This is a genomic window from Paraburkholderia sp. J76 (assembly GCF_905220295.1).
Classification (GTDB): domain Bacteria; phylum Pseudomonadota; class Gammaproteobacteria; order Burkholderiales; family Burkholderiaceae; genus Paraburkholderia.
The window spans coordinates 322,379-339,216 of record NZ_CAJMZJ010000005.1; the positions used below are offsets into that span (position 1 = coordinate 322,379).

At 67.5% G+C, this 16,838-nt stretch carries 9 protein-coding genes; 7 read left to right on the forward strand and 2 right to left on the reverse strand.

Annotated features, from left to right (window positions below):
- Both U5768_RS12680 and recN read left to right on the forward strand, forming a co-directional pair.
- Window positions 1-912 (forward strand): NAD kinase, encoded by a 912-nt coding sequence (locus tag U5768_RS12680; protein ID WP_322030741.1) that lies wholly within the window; start codon window positions 1-3, stop codon window positions 910-912.
- Window positions 913-1,033: 121 nt separating this feature from the next.
- Entirely contained in the window at window positions 1,034-2,710 is a 1,677-nt protein-coding gene (recN, locus tag U5768_RS12685; protein ID WP_322030742.1) for a DNA repair protein RecN, read from the forward strand.
- 52 nt (window positions 2,711-2,762) lie between these two features.
- Here the strand turns inward: recN and glnE are convergent, their stop codons facing one another.
- A complete protein-coding gene (gene glnE / locus U5768_RS12690) occupies window positions 2,763-5,582 on the reverse strand; it encodes a bifunctional [glutamate--ammonia ligase]-adenylyl-L-tyrosine phosphorylase/[glutamate--ammonia-ligase] adenylyltransferase (protein WP_322030743.1) in 2,820 nt (939 codons plus the stop codon).
- 275 nt (window positions 5,583-5,857) lie between these two features.
- Here glnE and U5768_RS12695 point away from each other — a divergent pair, with 275 nt between their 5' ends.
- From U5768_RS12695 to aroG, 4 genes are all read left to right on the forward strand, one after another.
- Window positions 5,858-10,306 (forward strand): YhdP family protein, encoded by a 4,449-nt coding sequence (locus U5768_RS12695; protein ID WP_322030744.1) that lies wholly within the window; start codon window positions 5,858-5,860, stop codon window positions 10,304-10,306.
- A gap of 75 nt (window positions 10,307-10,381) precedes the next feature.
- Window positions 10,382-11,209 carry a carbon-nitrogen hydrolase family protein gene (locus tag U5768_RS12700; RefSeq protein WP_322030745.1) on the forward strand — a complete coding sequence of 276 codons (828 nt, stop codon included), beginning with the start codon at window positions 10,382-10,384 and terminating at the stop codon, window positions 11,207-11,209.
- Between the two features lie 123 nt (window positions 11,210-11,332).
- On the forward strand, window positions 11,333-12,799 hold the full coding sequence (gene tldD / locus U5768_RS12705; RefSeq protein WP_322030746.1) for a metalloprotease TldD: 1,467 nt from the start codon (window positions 11,333-11,335) through the stop codon (window positions 12,797-12,799).
- Window positions 12,800-13,210: 411 nt separating this feature from the next.
- Window positions 13,211-14,284 carry a 3-deoxy-7-phosphoheptulonate synthase AroG gene (gene aroG, locus U5768_RS12710; RefSeq protein ID WP_322030747.1) on the forward strand — a complete coding sequence of 358 codons (1,074 nt, stop codon included), beginning with the start codon at window positions 13,211-13,213 and terminating at the stop codon, window positions 14,282-14,284.
- A gap of 34 nt (window positions 14,285-14,318) precedes the next feature.
- Here aroG and U5768_RS12715 read toward each other — a convergent pair whose 3' ends face one another.
- Window positions 14,319-15,236, reverse strand: a complete 918-nt coding sequence (locus U5768_RS12715; RefSeq protein ID WP_322030748.1) for a glycosyltransferase — start codon at window positions 15,234-15,236, stop codon at window positions 14,319-14,321.
- Window positions 15,237-15,649: 413 nt separating this feature from the next.
- Here U5768_RS12715 and U5768_RS12720 point away from each other — a divergent pair, with 413 nt between their 5' ends.
- Window positions 15,650-16,816, forward strand: coding sequence for a glycosyltransferase (locus U5768_RS12720; RefSeq protein WP_322030749.1), 1,167 nt, complete (start codon window positions 15,650-15,652; stop codon window positions 16,814-16,816).
- Window positions 16,817-16,838: the final 22 nt, after the last annotated feature.

A 16,838-nucleotide genomic window follows, 5' to 3' on the forward strand; every position in this document is an offset into this window, starting at 1 on the left:
ATGCAGATCCAGAAGATCCAGAGCCAGTTCAAGACGGTTGCGCTCGTTGGGCGCAGCAATACGCCAGGTATCGCCGAGCCGCTGTCGGCGCTCGCCCAGACCATTTCGAAGCGCGGCTTCGAGGTCGTGTTCGAAGCGCAGACCGCAGAGGAAATCGGCGCGCAGGGCTATCCCGCGCTGCAGCCCGCCGAGATCGGCGCCCGCGCGGACGTGGCCGTCGTGCTCGGCGGCGACGGCACCATGCTCGGCATCGGCCGCCAGCTCGCGCCTTACCGCACGCCGCTCATCGGCATCAACCACGGGCGGCTCGGCTTCATTACCGACATCGCGTTCTCCGAGATGCAGGAGGTCGTGCCGCAACTGCTCGCCGGCTCGTTCGAACGCGAGGAGCGCTCGCTGCTGGAGTCGCGCATCACGCGCGACGGCGACCCGATCTACCACGCGCTCGCCTTCAACGACGTGGTCGTGAACCGTAGCGGCTTTTCGGGCATGGCCGAACTGCGTGTGAACGTGGATGGCCGCTTCATGTACAACCAGCGCTCGGACGGCTTGATCGTCGCCACGCCCACGGGTTCGACCGCTTACGCGCTCTCGTCGCAGGGGCCGATCCTGCATCCGCAGTTGCAGGGCATCGTGCTCGTGCCGATCGCGCCGCACGCGCTCTCGAATCGCCCGATCGTGCTGCCCGACGACTCCAAGGTAAGCATCCAGATCGTGGCGGGCCGCGACGTCAACGTGAATTTCGACATGCAGTCGTTCACGGCGCTCGAACTGAACGACGTGATCGAGGTGCGCCGCTCGCGTCATACCGTGCCCTTCCTGCATCCGGTCGGCTACAGCTATTTCCGCACGCTGCGCAAGAAGCTGCACTGGAACGAGCACCCGTCGCTGCAGGGCGATCCGGAGGACTAAACCTGCGTCTTCGTGCGACGCGCGCGTGCGCTGCCACGCAGTCGTCACGCAGTTGCCGCAGTTGCCCATACAGCGAGCCGTGCCACGGTAATCAAAGCCAACCAGAAAAGAACCAGACGCCATGCTTCGCCATCTCTCGATTCGCGACTTCGTGATCGTCGCGGCGCTCGACCTCGAATTCGATAGCGGCTTCACCGTGTTTTCCGGCGAAACGGGCGCGGGCAAGTCGATCCTGATCGACGCCCTCGCGCTCACGCTCGGCACGCGCGCTGACGCGAGCGTCGTGCGCACGGGCGAGAACCGCGCCGACATCACCGCCGAGTTCGATGTGCCGGCGCACGCGGCGCTTTGGCTCGACGAGCAGGCGCTCGCGAACGGCGACGGCGAGCACACCGTCATGATGCGCCGCGTGGTGGACAGCAACGGGCGCTCGCGCGCGTTCATCAACGGCACGCCCGCCACGCTCGCGCAGTTGCGCGAACTGGGCGAAATGCTCGTGGACATCCACGGCCAGCATGCGCACCAACTGCTCATGCGCCCCGACGCGCAGCGCGAACTGTTCGACACGCACGCGGGCCTCACGGATCTCGCCGCCACGGTCACGCGCGCGTGGCGCGGCGCGCGCGACGCGCGTCTCGCCCTGCAAAGCGCCATGTCGCGCGACCGCGAACTGCAGCTCGAGCGCGAGCGCCTCGCGTGGCAGCTCGCCGAACTCGACAAGCTCGCGCCGCAGCCGGGCGAATGGGCAGAGGTGAACGCGGAGCACGTGCGGCTTTCGAACTCGGCCAACCTGATCGAAGGCGTCCAGGGCGCGCTCGCGGCGCTATCCGAATCCGACGAGGCGATGCTCTCGCAACTGAACTCGATCGTCTCGAAGCTGCGCGGCCTCGCCGAGGTCGACGCCGAACTCAACGACGCGCTCGCCGCGCTCGAACCGGCCGCGATCCAGATCCAGGAAGCGGCGTATTCGCTTTCGCATTACGCGCAACGTCTCGATCTCGATCCGCAACATCTCGCGCAGGTGGAACGGCGCCTCGACGCGCTGCATTCGACGGCGCGCAAGTTCCGCCTTCCGGCCGAAACGCTGCCCGAGGAACACGCGTCGCGCCGCCAGCAGCTCGCGACGCTCGACGCCGCGTCCGACCTCGACGGCCTGCGCGCCGCCGAGCAGAAGGCGCAGGAAGCGTATCTCGTGCAGGCGCGCCAGCTCTCAAAGGCGCGCGCCAAGGCGGCTAAGGCACTCGGCGCGGCGGTTACGCAGGGCATGCAGGAACTGTCGATGGCGGGCGGGAGTTTCGAAGTCGCGCTCGTGGCGCTCGGCAGTTCGAACGGCGAGCCGATCGGCGGCGCGCATGGTCTGGAGCAGATCGAATTCCGCGTGGCGGGCCATGCCGGCGTGCCGCTGCGCCCGCTCGCGAAAATCGCCTCGGGCGGCGAACTCGCGCGTATCAGTCTCGCGCTCGCCGTGATCGCGAGCGCGGCGAGCCCCACGCCCACGCTGATCTTCGATGAGGTCGATACCGGCATCGGCGGGGGCGTGGCCGAAGTGGTGGGGCGTTTGCTGCACCAGCTCGGGCGCGCGCGCCAGGTGCTGTGCGTCACGCACTTGCCGCAGGTCGCGGCGCGCGGCGATCACCACTTCCAGGTGGCGAAGTCCGGCGACGGCAACGGCGGCACGGTTTCGTCGGTCATGCCGCTCGACAGGGGCGGCCGCGTGGAGGAGGTCGCGCGTATGCTCGGCGGGCTGGAGATAACCGCGACGACCCGACGCCATGCGAAGGAGATGCTGGCGGCGTGAAGGCGCGCCTTTCTGCTGATGGCGGCCCGGATATCCCTGAGTCACTGAGGCCCTAAGCCTCCCCCCGCTCCCCGAACACCCGCTTCCACAACGCCAGCACCGTCTCGCGCTCGCGCGCAACGCGCGCCGGATCGACCCGCGCCTTCTCCATGCCGTCGAGCCGCAACTGGTGTTGCAGCTTGCGATAGAGCCGGTACGCCGAGCCTATCGTTTCGGCCTCCTCCTCGCTCATGAGCCCGAAGCGCGACACTTCGCGCAGCAGCGCGATATTGCCCGTATTGCGGATCAACTCCGCGTCCTGTGCCGCGTGCAGCAATACCCAGTACTGCACGAGGAACTCGATATCGACCATACCGCCGCGGTCGTGCTTCAGGTCGAAGAGTTCGGTGCGGTTCGGGTGGCCGTCTTCCACGCGCTGTCGCATCTCGACGATTTCCTTCGCGAGCGGCGCGGCGTCGCGCGGCGTGGTCAGCACCTGCACGCGGATCGCCTCGAAGGCGCTGCCGATCGCCGCGTCCCCGGCCGAGAAGCGCGCGCGCGTGAGCGCCTGGTGCTCCCAGACCCACGCCGTATTCGCGGCGTCGCCCTCGCGCAACTGGTAGCGGCGGAATGCGTCGAGGTCGGTCACGAGGAGGCCCGACTCGCCGTTCGGCCGCAAGCGCAGATCGACGTCGAACAGCGTGCCCGCGCCCGTGGCCGTGGTGAGCCACGTGATGAGGCGGCGCGCGAAGGTCGCGTAGATCTCCGAGGCGCGCTCGTCCTCGTCTTCGTAAAGAAAGATGATGTCGAGGTCCGACGCGTAGCCCAGCTCCTTGCCGCCAAGCTTCCCGTACGCGATCGCCGCGAAGCGCGGCACTTCGCGATGGCGTTTGGCGAACTGCTTCCACACGGTCTCGATGGTCACGTCGAGCACGGCGTCGGCTAGCTCGGAGAGCCGGTCGCTCACGTGCTCCACCGAAAGCCGCCCCGCGAGATCGTTGAGCAGGATGCGGAACACCTCGGCCTGGTGCGCGTGACGCAGCAGGTCCATCAGCTGCTCGACGTCGGCGGCAGCGGCAAGGCGCGCGCGCAACAGGCGCGAAAACTCGGGCCAGTCGAAGGGCGACGCCACCGCTTCGTCGTCGAGCAATTCGTCGAGCAGTTGCGGATGGCGGATCAGATAGCCCGCCGCCCAGCGCGAGCCGCCCAGCACCTTGAGCACGCGGTTGAGCGCGTCCGGGTATTCGGTGAGGAGCGCGAGATACGCGCCGCGCCGGATCACGGCTTCGAGCAGGTCGAACATGCGCGCGAGCGTGTCGCCGCGGCGCTCGCGCGGCTCCAGCGTGCGCGCCGCTTCGAGCGCGCGCTGCGCGACGCTGTCGAAACGCTCGCGGCTTCTCTCGGGCAGCCCCGCATAGCGCGACGACTGCCAGAGGCCGCGCAGGCGCGCGAGCAGCGGCGCAGGATCGTCGATGCCCAGTTCCGTGAGGCGTTCGAGCAACGTGGCGTCGGCGCCCTCGTCCACGAGCGCGCCGCTCCACACCCACGCCGCCGCGCCGTCTTCGGAAGCGCCGCAGCCGCCCTCGCCGCCCACCTTGTCGGAGAAAATCTGCACGAACTGGCGCTCGACCTTCCCGCGATGGCCGTCGAGCGTCGTCATCAACGCGGCGTAGTCGGCGAAGCCCATCGATTTCGCGAGCGCGGCGCGCTCCCCGGCGTCGACGGGCATGGCGTGCGTTTGCGCGTCGTCGCGGTACTGCAGGCGATGCTCCAGCTCACGCAGAAAGTGGTAGGCGCGCGTTAGCTCGCCGCACACCTCGGGGGCGATCAAGCCGCGCGCGGCGGCGTAGCCGAGCACGGCGAGCGTCGGGCGCACGCGAAAACCCGCGTCCTGGCCGCCGCGAATCAACTGGAACACCTGGGCGCTGAATTCGATCTCGCGAATCCCGCCGCGTCCGAGCTTGATGTCGTCGGCCTTGTCGGGGCGCATCATGGCGCGCCGCTGCGCTTCCTGGCGAATCTGCACGTGCAGGGAGCGGATCGCGCTGATCACGCCGAAGTCCAGGTAGCGCCGGTAAACAAAGGGCTTCACGAGCGAATCGAGCTGGCGCGCAAGACGCAGCACGCTGTCGCTCTGATCTTCGGAAACGAGCCGCCCCTTGATCCACGCGTAGCGTTCCCACTCGCGGCCCTGCACGTAGAAGTACTCTTCGAGCATGCCGAGGCTGCACACGAGCGGCCCGGAGTCGCCGTTCGGGCGCAGGCGCATATCCACGCGGAACACGAAGCCATCGGCCGTCACGTCGGAGAGCGCGCCGATCAGGCGCTTGCCCACGCGCGTGAAGAAGTCCTGCGTGGCGATGGGCGGGCGCTGGCCGCCCGTGGTTTCGCCGTCGTCCTCGTACACGAAGATCAGGTCGATGTCCGACGAAACGTTCAGCTCGCGCCCGCCCAGCTTGCCCATGCCCACCACGCCGAGCGTGAGACGCTCGCCGCCCGGGCCGCGCGGCTCGCCGAAGAGCGTCTCGAGGTCGGCGCTCACGCAGGCGAGCGCGCGCTGGATCGCGACTTCGGCCAGATCGGTCATGGTGCCGGTCACTTCGGCGACGTCCGCCACGCCGCCGAGGTCGCGCTCCATCACCGCGCAGATCACTTCCGCGCGCAACTGGCGCAGGACTTTCTTCAACTGCTCGTCGTTCAGCGGCGCGCCGGGTGCAGCGTTTGCTGCGGTAAGCACTTGCCCGCTCAACGCGTCGAGCCGCGCGACGATGCGCTCGCGCGAAAGCGGCGCGGCGGCCAGCGCCTCGACCTGCGCCGCCAGTTCGGGGCGCGCGGCGCAAGCCCGTGCCGCATAACGGGAATAGCTGGAACTCAGAAGGGGAATGTCGGTCATGAAGTGCTGCTTGCCGGGAAGGCCCGCTATCCGCTGTGGTTTCGCTGCGCGCCTGGGTTGATGACAGTGTCGATGCGACGATGCCGATATCGATGGTTCGACCGCGGCAGTGCGCGTGGCCGATGCGTCCGGCGTCGCCGCCGCTGCGGTGCGAAAGACCATGCGGGTTACGCGCCGCGCGGCCATCCCGGCTTCTCCGGATGGGCGTTTTGACGCCCCTCTGTGATACATTTCGTCGTTAGAACGCAACGCTACCATACCCCACCCGCCGCAGCATGTCCGAGCGAAACGACCACGCCGGCCTACCCCGATCTGGACATGCCAGCCAGGCTACGGAGCCCGAGGGGCCGCACCACCATCACCCGGTCCTGCGCCACACGCTGCGCGTGCTGGCGATCTTCGCGCTCGTCCTGTATTTCGTCGTCTCGGTGCTGCTGCTCGGCCTGCGCTACGTCGTGCTGCCGTACGTGGACAACTTCCGCCCGCGCATCGAGCAACTCGTCTCCTCCAGGATTCACGCCGAATTCCGCATCGGCAAGCTCGCGCCGCACTGGTCGGGCTTTCAGCCAGGCATCGACATCACCGATCTGACGATTCGCGACCGCCACGGCAACGTCGCGCTCGACGTGCCGCACGCCACGGCCTCGGTGTCGTGGCGCTCGGTCGTGCTGCTCGAACCGCTGCTGTCGAGCATCGTGGTCGAACAGCCCGACGTTCATATCGCGCGCGAGGACGACGGCACGCTCACCGTGGCGGGCGTGCCGGTGCCCACCGCCCACACGGGCAACGCCAACTTCACGACCTGGCTCATGCGCCAGGAGGCCATCGTGCTGCGCGGCGGCACGCTGCGCTGGCACGACGCCACGCGCAACGTGCCCGACCTCGCGCTTTCGCACATTCGCCTCGCGATTCTCAACGACGGCTACGACCACCGTGTCGCGCTCCAGGCGCCGGCCGAAGGCACCGTGCTGCACGGCCCGCTCGACTTCCGCGCGCACTTCACGCACGCGCACCACGCGCAGGCGGGCAAGCCTATCGGCTGGACCGGCGACACCTACCTCTCGACCGGCCCCGTCGATCTCCCCACGCTCGCGCGCTACATCAACATCCCGATCGCCACCTACGCCGGGCGCATCGACAACTCGATCTGGGCGCGTTTCTCCAATGGCCGCATCCTCGACGCAAGCGGCGCGCTAGAAGGCACGAACATTTCGCTGCGCACGCGGCCCACGCAGCCGGTGCTCGACATGCCCGTCGCGAGCTTCCAGTGGAGCGTGGGCATCCAGCCCGGCGACTACGCACTCAAGCTGCGCGACTTCCACGCCGAACTCGGCCAGCCGCCGCTCGACGACGGCACGCCGCTCACGCGCTCGCTCGCGCTCTCCACGCTCGACGCGCGCTTTCGCCAGCAAACGCTGCAGCACGGCCAGCTCGTCAGCGTGCGCGGCGACCGCATCGATCTGGGCATCCTCGCCGAGTTCATGCGCGCGCTGCCGCTGCCCGCTCGCGTGCAGGGCGCGCTCGTGCGCTTCGACCCGCGCGGCCTGGTGGCGAACTACGATCTCGCGCTCGAGCGCGCGCAGCCCGAATCGGGCGAAGCGGCCGCCGAGCAGCGCACGACGAGCGCCGAGCCGGTCACGCGCTATCGCTTCAAGGGCGACCTGCAAGGCATCAGCGTGAACGCGCAGGAGCCGGGGCCGGGCCTCACGCCGCGCGGCCATCCGCGCGCGGGGCTGCCGGGAGTCGAGAACCTGTGGGGGCATATCGACGCCGACGAGTCGCACGGCACGATCGACCTCGATACGACCAACGTGGCCATCACGCTGCCCGGCGTCTTCGACAATCCGCGCCTCACGTTCGACCGGCTCTACGGCGCGGCCAAATGGACCGTGGCCGCCGAACGCGAGCCCGGCAAGCGGCTGAAGGCGTTCACCGTCGACGTCGCGAACCTGGGCGTCGAAAACGCCGACGCGCGCGCGAAGATGACCGCGCACTACACGAATCCCGGTCAGGGGCGCGGCTCGCTCGATCTCGTCGCGCACTTCGACGAGGCCAGGGTCAGGGCCATCCCGCGCTACCTGCCCACCGCCATCACCGAAAAGACGCGCATCTATCTCGGCCACGGCCTGCAGGCGGGCATGTCGAAGGGCGCGACGATCGAGATTCACGGCGACCTCACCAAATTCCCCTACTCGCGCGATCCGGACGCCGGCCAGTTCCGCATCGTCGCGCCGTTCACGGGCGGGCGCTTCGACCCGTCGCCGTTCCCGCCGCGCAAGATGCGCAACGGCGCGCCGAACGTCTGGCCCGCGTTCGACGGCATCGACGGCACATTCAGGCTGCACGAGAACAAGCTGCGCTTCGACGTCGATCGCGGCCACTATCGCAACTTCGTGCTGCGCAACGTGAGCGGGCGCATCGAGGAACTGGGCATCAAGGGCTCCGATATCGTGATCGAGGGCAGCGGGCGCGGTCCGCTCGCGGACCTGCTCGACTATGCGGACAACAGTTCGATCGGCTACATCGCGAAGCACGCCACCGCCAAGGTGCACGCGCAGGGGCAGTCCACGCTCGCCCTCAAGCTCACGATCCCGCGCCATCCGATGCCGAAGGTGCTGCTCGCGGGCGCCATCGGCTTCGAGAACAACACGCTCACGGCGAAGAACGTGCCGCCGGTCTCGAACCTCACCGGCCGCGTGCGCTTCACGAACCACAGCGCCGATGTCGACCGGCTCACGGCGCACTTTCTCGGCGGCGACCTGCGCGCAAGCGGCGGCATGCGCGACGACGGGCACTATGCGGTGAACGTGGCGGGCGACGTCGCGGTCGATGCGGCGCGCGGCCTGAACCTGCACGGCATGGCGGCGGCGGCGATCGGGCGGCTTTCGGGCGCGGCGCCCTACTCGCTTTCGGTGGCGGGCCAGCGCGGCCGTCTGCCCGACGTGAAGGCCAACGCCGATCTCACCGGACTCGCGCTCGACCTGCCCGCGCCGTTCGGCAAGGCGGCCGGCACGCCGATGCCGCTGAACTTCGAGTTGCAGCCGGGCACGGGCGCACCCGCGGGCACCGCCACCGACGCGAGAGCCGACGACGCCACCTTCGAACACGCGGAACTCACGCTCGGCCCGCTTGCCGCGCGCTACGTGATGCGCCGCCATCCGGGCCACGTACCGGAAGTGGTGCGCGGCGCGATCGGCATGAACCGGCCAGCGGATCTGCCCTCGGAAGGCGTGACCGCCGCCGTCGATCTGCCGACCTTCGACGCCGATGCCTGGCGCGCCGTGGTGCAGCAGTTGCGCGGCACGGCGGCGGCGCAGGCGCAAGGCTCGACGCCAGCGCCCGCGAGCGGGGTCCGCGCGCAGGTTCCCCCGCCGCGAACGGCGGCAGAACGGGCTGCGGAGCGCATGGCTCAAAACGCGGCGCCGGGCGCGGCCTCCGAATCGGCCGCGGCTGCGGCCAACGCCGCCACGGCCGGGTCGCAAAACCCCGCATCGGCCGCCGCGCCCAGCGCCGCCTCGTCGCCGCTCGCCCCCGACGGCGCGGTCGGCCAGTTCCTGCCGTCGCGCTTCGCTGTGCACGTCGGCATGCTCACGCTGCTCAAGCGCCACTGGGAGAACGTCGTGCTCGGCGCGTCGCGCAGCGGCGAGCGCGGCAACGAATGGCAGGCCAACGTCGCTTCCAACCAGGTCTCGGGCCACGTCTCGTGGAAGCCGGGCGCCGTGCCGGGCGCGCCGGGCACGCTCGAAGCGCGGCTCGCGCGGCTCACGGTGCCCGCCGCCACGGAAAACGATCTGCTCGGCCAGGCGATGTCGCAGCCCGCGCAGAACATGCCGTCGATCGACCTTGTGGTGAACCAGCTCATCGTGCGCGACCGCGATCTGGGCCGCCTTCAGGTGAACGCCCACAACTTCGACGACAACGGCGTGCCCGTCTGGCAGCTCGATCAGCTCGACATCAGCAATCCGGACGCGCACCTCACCGCCACGGAAAACTGGCGCGCGGTGGGCGACACGGCCGCCGGCGACGATTCGGCCGCCGCCGGCATGCAAACGCCGCGCCGCACCGCGCTCGACTTCCATCTGGAAATCAAGGACGCCGGCGCGCTGCTCGTGCGCGCGGGCAAGCCGCATGTGCTCAAGAACGGCACGGGCACGCTCTCGGGCAACCTGGCGTGGCAAGGGGGTCCCACGCGCATCGACTTCCCGTCGCTCAACGGCAATCTCACGCTCGACCTGCGCCACGGCCAGATTCTCAAGGTCGATCCGGGCGTGGCGAGGCTGCTGGGCGTGCTGAGCCTGCAAAGCCTCGCGCGTTTCGCCACCACGGACTTCCGCGACATCCTCGGCGAAGGCCTGCCCTTCACGAGCGCGACGGCCACCGCGCAAATCCAGAACGGTATTGGCAGCACCAACGACTTCAAGCTCGTCACCGCTCCGGCGCGCGCGACGATGGCGGGCAGCGTCGACCTCGCGCACGAAACCCAGGACCTGCGCGTGCACGTGGTGCCGACGGTCAGCGCGGGTGCGGGCGTGGTCGCGGCGGCCATCATCAACCCGCTCTTCGGCCTGGGCGCGCTGATCGGCGACGTCGTGCTCTCGCACACGATCGAGCATGCCTTTGCGATGGACTTCGCGATCACGGGCCCGTGGGCCAAGCCGCACGTCGAGCGCCTGCATGGCGATCAGGGTAAGATGGACGCGCAGGCGCCGGCCGCAGTGCACTGAGTTAGGCACCGGGCGCCGCGCCGCGGGCACGCGCGAGGCGCGCCATCTTCCCCGAATCCCATTCACGATCTGCCGATGAGCGCTCCTCCTCTCGACCCGTTTCGCGTCGCCGCGCTGCAGATGGTCAGCACGCCGGATCGCGAGCGCAATCTCGCCGAAGCGGACAAGCTGATCGCCGAGGCCGCCGCCGCAGGCGCGCGCCTCGTGTTGCTGCCCGAATATTTTTGCTTCATGGGCCACAAGGACAGCGACAAGCTCGCGATCCGCGAGCCCTACGGCGACGGGCCCATTCAGCGCTTTCTCGCCGACGCCGCGAAGCGCCATGGCGTGTGGATCATCGGCGGGACCTTGCCGCTCAAAGCGCCCGAAGAAACCCGTGTGCTCAACACCACGCTCGTGTACGACCCGAGCGGCGAGGAGCGCGCCCGCTACGACAAGATCCATCTCTTCAACTTCGAAAAAGGCGCCGAATCATTCGACGAAGCGCGCACCATCCGGCCCGGCGCCGAGGTGCGCACCTTCGAGGCGCCGTTAGGCCGCGTCGGCCTGTCGGTCTGCTACGATCTTCGCTTTCCCGAGCTGTACCGGCGCATGGGAGACTGCGCGCTGATGGTCGTGCCTTCCGCGTTCACCTACACCACCGGCCGCGCGCACTGGGAAATCCTGCTGCGCGCGCGTGCGATCGAGAACCAGTGCTACGTGCTCGCCGCAGCGCAAGGCGGCACGCACGAGAATGGCCGGCGCACGTGGGGCCATACCATGCTGATCGACCCGTGGGGCGAGATCGTCGCGGTTCGCGACGAGGGCGCGGGTGTCGTGGCCGGCGACATCGACCTCGAACGCATCGCCAGCGTGCGCGCGAGCCTGCCCGCGTGGCGGCACCGCGTGCTCGACTGCGCGTGACGACTCACCTGCGCCAATGAATATCCTCGAATTCCATGTGAATTCCACCCGCAAGGCGCTTGATTTCGCAGCACCGCGCCCGAATCTCCATTGACAGACTCATCGATTGATCCCAAAGAGCGCATGAACATCATCGAACCCGGCATCCGCAATCTGGCGACCGCGAAGGACCTGCTCCTCACGCCCTACGGCCTCGACGAGGCAGTGCTCACGCGCACGCTCGGCGAGATCTTCACGCATCGCATCGACTACGCCGACCTCTACTTCCAGACCACGCGCAGCGAGGCATGGAGCCTGGAGGAAGGCATCGTCAAGTCGGGCAGCTTCAGCATCGACCAGGGCGTCGGCGTGCGCGCCGTGTCCGGCGAGCGCACCGCTTTCGCCTACTCCGACGACCTCTCGCCCGAAGCGATCCGCCAGGCCGCCATCGCCACGCGCTCAATCGCGAGAGCCGGCGGCGGCAAGCAGAAGATCCAGGTAGCGAAGTCGCTCACGGGCATTGCGGGCCGCGACCTCTATCTGCCGTCCGATCCGCTCTCCTCGCTCGACGCCACCGAAAAGGTGAAGCTGCTCGAACGCATCGAGGAGATGGCGCGCGGGCGCGACCCGCGCATCACCCAGGTCATGGCCGCGCTCGCGGGCGAGTACGACGTGGTGCTCGTCGCTCGCAGCGACGGCGCGCTCGCCGCCGACATCCGCCCGCTCGTGCGCGTCTCCGTCACGGTGATCGCCGAGCAGAATGGCCGCCGCGAAATCGGCAACGGCGGCGGCGGCGGCCGCTACGACTACGCCTATTTCACCGACGACATCCTCTCGAAGTACGTGGACGACGCCGTGCACGCCGCGCTCGTGAACCTCGAAGCGCGCCCGGCGCCCGCGGGCGCGATGACGGTCGTGCTCGGCCCGGGCTGGCCCGGCGTGCTGCTGCACGAGGCGATCGGCCATGGTCTCGAAGGCGACTTCAACCGCAAGGGCTCGTCGGCGTTCGCGGGACGCATCGGCGAGCGCGTGGCCGCCAAGGGCGTGACCGTGGTGGACGACGGCACGCTGCCCAACCGCCGCGGGTCCCTGAACATCGACGACGAAGGCAACCCCACGCAGTGCACGACGCTGATCGAAGACGGCATCCTCAAGGGCTACATTCAGGACTCGCTGAATGCGCGCCTCATGAAGATGCCCGTCACGGGCAATGCGCGCCGCGAGTCGTACGCGGCGCTCCCGATGCCGCGCATGACGAACACGTACATGCTCAACGGCGACAAGGATCCGCAGGAAATCATCGGCTCGGTGAAGAACGGTTTGTATGCCGTGAACTTCGGCGGCGGCCAGGTGGACATCACGAACGGCAAGTTCGTGTTTTCCGCTTCCGAGGCGTACATGATCGAAAACGGCAAGATCACCTACCCCGTGAAGGGCGCGACGCTCATCGGCAGCGGCCCGGAATCGCTCAAGTACGTGAGCATGATCGGCAACGACATGCGGCTGGATTCGGGCGTGGGTGTGTGCGGCAAGGAGGGTCAGAGCGTGCCGGTGGGCGTGGGCCAGCCAACGCTGCGCATCGACCGCATGACGGTGGGCGGCACGGTTTAAGCCGTCGCGCGCGCGGATTCCATGCACGGCGACGCGGAATTTCCGCATCGCCGTGCGGGTTTTCTGCGCATGAACCATTTTTTGCGCAGATAAGCCGCTTTTTTACCGCACCCCGCTTGCCAGCCACGAGAAGGCCGGGTTATAAAGGCAATCACCCTTTCGACGCAACGAACGTTCAGACCCATCGCCATGTTCGCCACGAAGTTTTATTTTTACTTCTTTTGGTATCTCAGACCGCTGGCGGATCGAGAGGGTTGATAGTACGCGCAGGACCCCGAACACACGAGAAACCGCCAGCCAGAACTGGCGGTTTTTTTTTGCCCCAACCACACGAGTTGCAGCCTTCATCTAACCGGATTTGAAGCACCGTCCACGCGACGCACGCTACGCACAGGATCAGGAGAAAACGACATGCCCCCGCACAACACCGACGATGTCCGCATTCGCGAACTCAAGGAACTCACGCCGCCCGCTCACCTGATCCGCGAATTCCCGTGCTCGGAAGCCGCCTCCACGCTGATCTTCGAATCGCGCCGCGCCATGCATCGCATCCTGCACGGCATGGACGACCGCCTGATCGTGATCGTCGGGCCGTGCTCGATTCACGACACCAAGGCCGCGGTGGACTACGCGAAGAGGCTCGTGGAAGAGCGCAAGCGCTTCAGGAACGAACTGGAGATCGTGATGCGCGTGTACTTCGAGAAGCCGCGCACGACGGTGGGCTGGAAGGGCCTCATCAACGACCCGTACATGGACAACAGCTTCAAGATCAACGATGGTCTGCGCACCGCGCGCGAACTGCTCGTCTCGATCAACGAACTGGGCCTGCCGGCCGGCACCGAATATCTCGACATGATCAGCCCGCAGTACATCGCCGACCTGATCTCGTGGGGCGCGATCGGTGCGCGCACAACGGAATCGCAGGTGCACCGCGAGCTGGCTTCGGGGCTGTCGTGCCCGGTGGGCTTCAAGAACGGCACGGACGGCAACGTGAAAATAGCCGTGGACGCGATCAAGGCCGCGTCGCAGCCGCACCATTTCCTCTCGGTAACGAAGGGCGGCCACTCGGCCATCGTCTCGACCGCGGGCAATGAGGACTGCCACGTAATCCTGCGCGGCGGCAAGACGCCGAACTACGATGCTCCAAGCGTGGACGCCGCGTGCAGCGACATCGGCCGGGCGGGGCTCGCCGCGCGCCTCATGATCGACGCGAGCCACGCCAACAGTTCGAAGAAGCACGAGAACCAGATTCCCGTGTGCGCCGATATCGGCCGCCAGGTGGCGTCGGGCGACGAGCGCATCGTCGGCGTGATGGTGGAGTCGCACCTCGTGGCGGGCCGCCAGGACCTCAAGGAAGGCTGCGAACTGACCTATGGCCAGAGCATCACCGACGCGTGCATCGGCTGGGACGAAAGCGTGGGCGTGCTCGAAGGGCTCGCGCAAGCGGTCAAGCAACGCCGCGTCGCGCGCGGTTCGGGGAACTGAGGGCGGTCGTATGTGAAGCGCGCTGCGCGCGAATTCAAAGTCGCGCTGCGCGCTCGGGCCGCACCGCGCCGATACACAGATCGGCAATGCCGATCACGTTGCCGATGAGCCTGCCGCGCCGGTCGAGATGCGCCTCCGGGCGCACCGACTTCACGCAGTTCATGCTCAACGCGCGCAGGATGTTGCTGGTCGCTTCCTTGCGCGACATCACGCCCTTGTTGCACAGGTACATCGCGTTGACCACCTGCGAATAACCGAAGCGCCGGCCCGACACGCGCCCGCCTCGCAACCCGAGATGGACGCCCAGCAGATAATCGCAATAGACCACCCCGCCACGGCGCGCAAGGCGTCGTGAGAAGTCCTTATCTTCGAGCCAGCCGTACAGCACGAGACGCTCGTCGAAACGCAGATCGGCGACAGCCCGCGCGCGGCACGCCATGTTGCAGCCATAAAGCTCCGCACACGGACGCAGCGGCGGTCGCCGCAGCACCTCGGCTTGCGCACCGTCCACGAGCGCGACGGCTTCTTCCCATGCGATCGGTTGCGTGTTCGCGCCGTCGCGCAGCGTACGCCCCGAAAAACCCACGAGATTCGCATCGCTCTCGAACAGCTCCACGCAAAGCTCGATCCAGTGACGCTCGGGCGCGAAGTCGTCGTCGAGAAAGACCACCACGTCGATGTCCGGCAGAAGCGCATCGAGCCCGCGATTGCGCTGCACGCTCGAACCCGCCGTGCCGATGATTTCCGTCACGCGTAAGCCGTTGGCGTCGTAGGGTCCGATATCGTCTGCGCTGCTGCCTGAGAGAATGACTTGAGCCGGCCGTACCGTTTGCCGCGCGAGCAAACGCACGACCCACGCGGTGGCGGTTGGCCGCCCTTTCGTCGCGATCACCACCGCGACGCGCATGCGCGGCCGGGAAGACGCGAGATCATCGGTTGCGAGCGTTGTCATCGGTTTCTCCGCATTCCGGTGGTCGTTTCGACTCGAATCGAGGTTAGCACGAGGCCTGCGCGCCTTCGGCCGGCCCGGATTCAAGTTGTCCGAAACGATCTATTCAACGACTGATTCCAACGGTTTGTGAACGGTGCGCGTCTTGCGCACGCGCTGCGCGTCGACGCACGTTTTACCGCCTCTGTTTCGTTAATTAATTCCGCATTTATTGCACTTTTTTTGCGCATTTATCGATTACGCATCGCCCATAGGGCGCCACCCGCTGCGAAAGTCGTTCAATAGCAATTTTCGGATTCCTCTTTCGCGAAGACTCGCCTACAACTACCAGGAGAGATTTGCGCAAATATGACCGACTCACCCGCCCCCGGAAAGATCCTCTCAACATGACTGCGTCGACGCGTCGGAGCCAGCCAGTGGAACACGAGATCCTCTCTGCGGGCACAGCGGTTTGCGAAACGGAATGCGGCGCGCGCCGAAAACGCCCGGTGGTGTTCTACGTGCAGCCGCTGATCGCGCGCTATCGCATCGAAGTCATCGAATCGCTCAACCGGCTTTTCTCCGTCAAGGTGTTCGCGTGCTCCGAGGGCGTCGAGGCCAACGGCTTTTCGCGCGAAAAACCCGCGTGCGACGAATTCGTCGAAACGCATATCGCGCGTTTCGCTGGCCCGCCCTCGTGGCGTATCCGCATGCAAAGCCGCGTGCTGGGCCGCATCGTTTTCGAACGTCCCGACGCCGTCCTCATCTTTGCGGACGTTCGCTATCTCTCGCTGTGGCTTGCGCTCCTCGCCGGGCGCGTGATGCGCGTGCCCGTCTTGATTCACGGCCAGGGGCTATACCGGCACGAGTCCGCCGGATTCATGCGCACGGTGTGCTACCGCCTCGCGGTTGCGCTCGCCGTGCGCTACGTGTGTTACACCGAAGCTTCGCGGCGCTCGCTCGTCGGCATCGGCTGCCCGCTCGCAAAGCTCGTCGTCGCGAACAATGCGCTCACGGTTTCGTGCAGCGTGGAGGCCGCCACTAAGACAGGCGCCGAAAACGGCGTACTCTTCATCGGCAGGCTGCGCGAAGGTTCGGAGATCGAACCACTTATCGACGTGGTCGGCCAGCTTCATGGCGAAGGCAGCGACATCACCCTGCACGTGATCGGCGACGGCGAGCATGGCGAGCGGCTGAAGCGCAAGTACAGCGATCGCACCTACGTGGTCTGGTATGGCGCGGTGTTCGACGACGACGCGATCGCGACCATCAGCCGGCGCTGCCGCGTGGGATGCTATCCGGGCTCGGCGGGCCTGAGCGTCGTGCACATGTTCGCGCTGAGCCTGCCGCCCATCGTGCACGACCGGTTGCCGCTGCACATGGGCCCCGAGCCGGGCTATGTCGAGGACGGCCGCACGGGCTTTTTCTTCGGGCGCGACGGCGGCACGGCAGCGCTTGCCGCCACGCTGCGTCGCATCTGGTCCATACCGCCCGAGGACATGCGCGCGGCCGCTGCCGCCGCGCATGCGGTGTACTGCCAGCTCAACTCGCCCACGCTCGGCCATCAGCTCGCCGAGATCGTCGAGGCGGCGCTGCGCGCCTGAATCCCTTGCGCAAGCGTCCCGC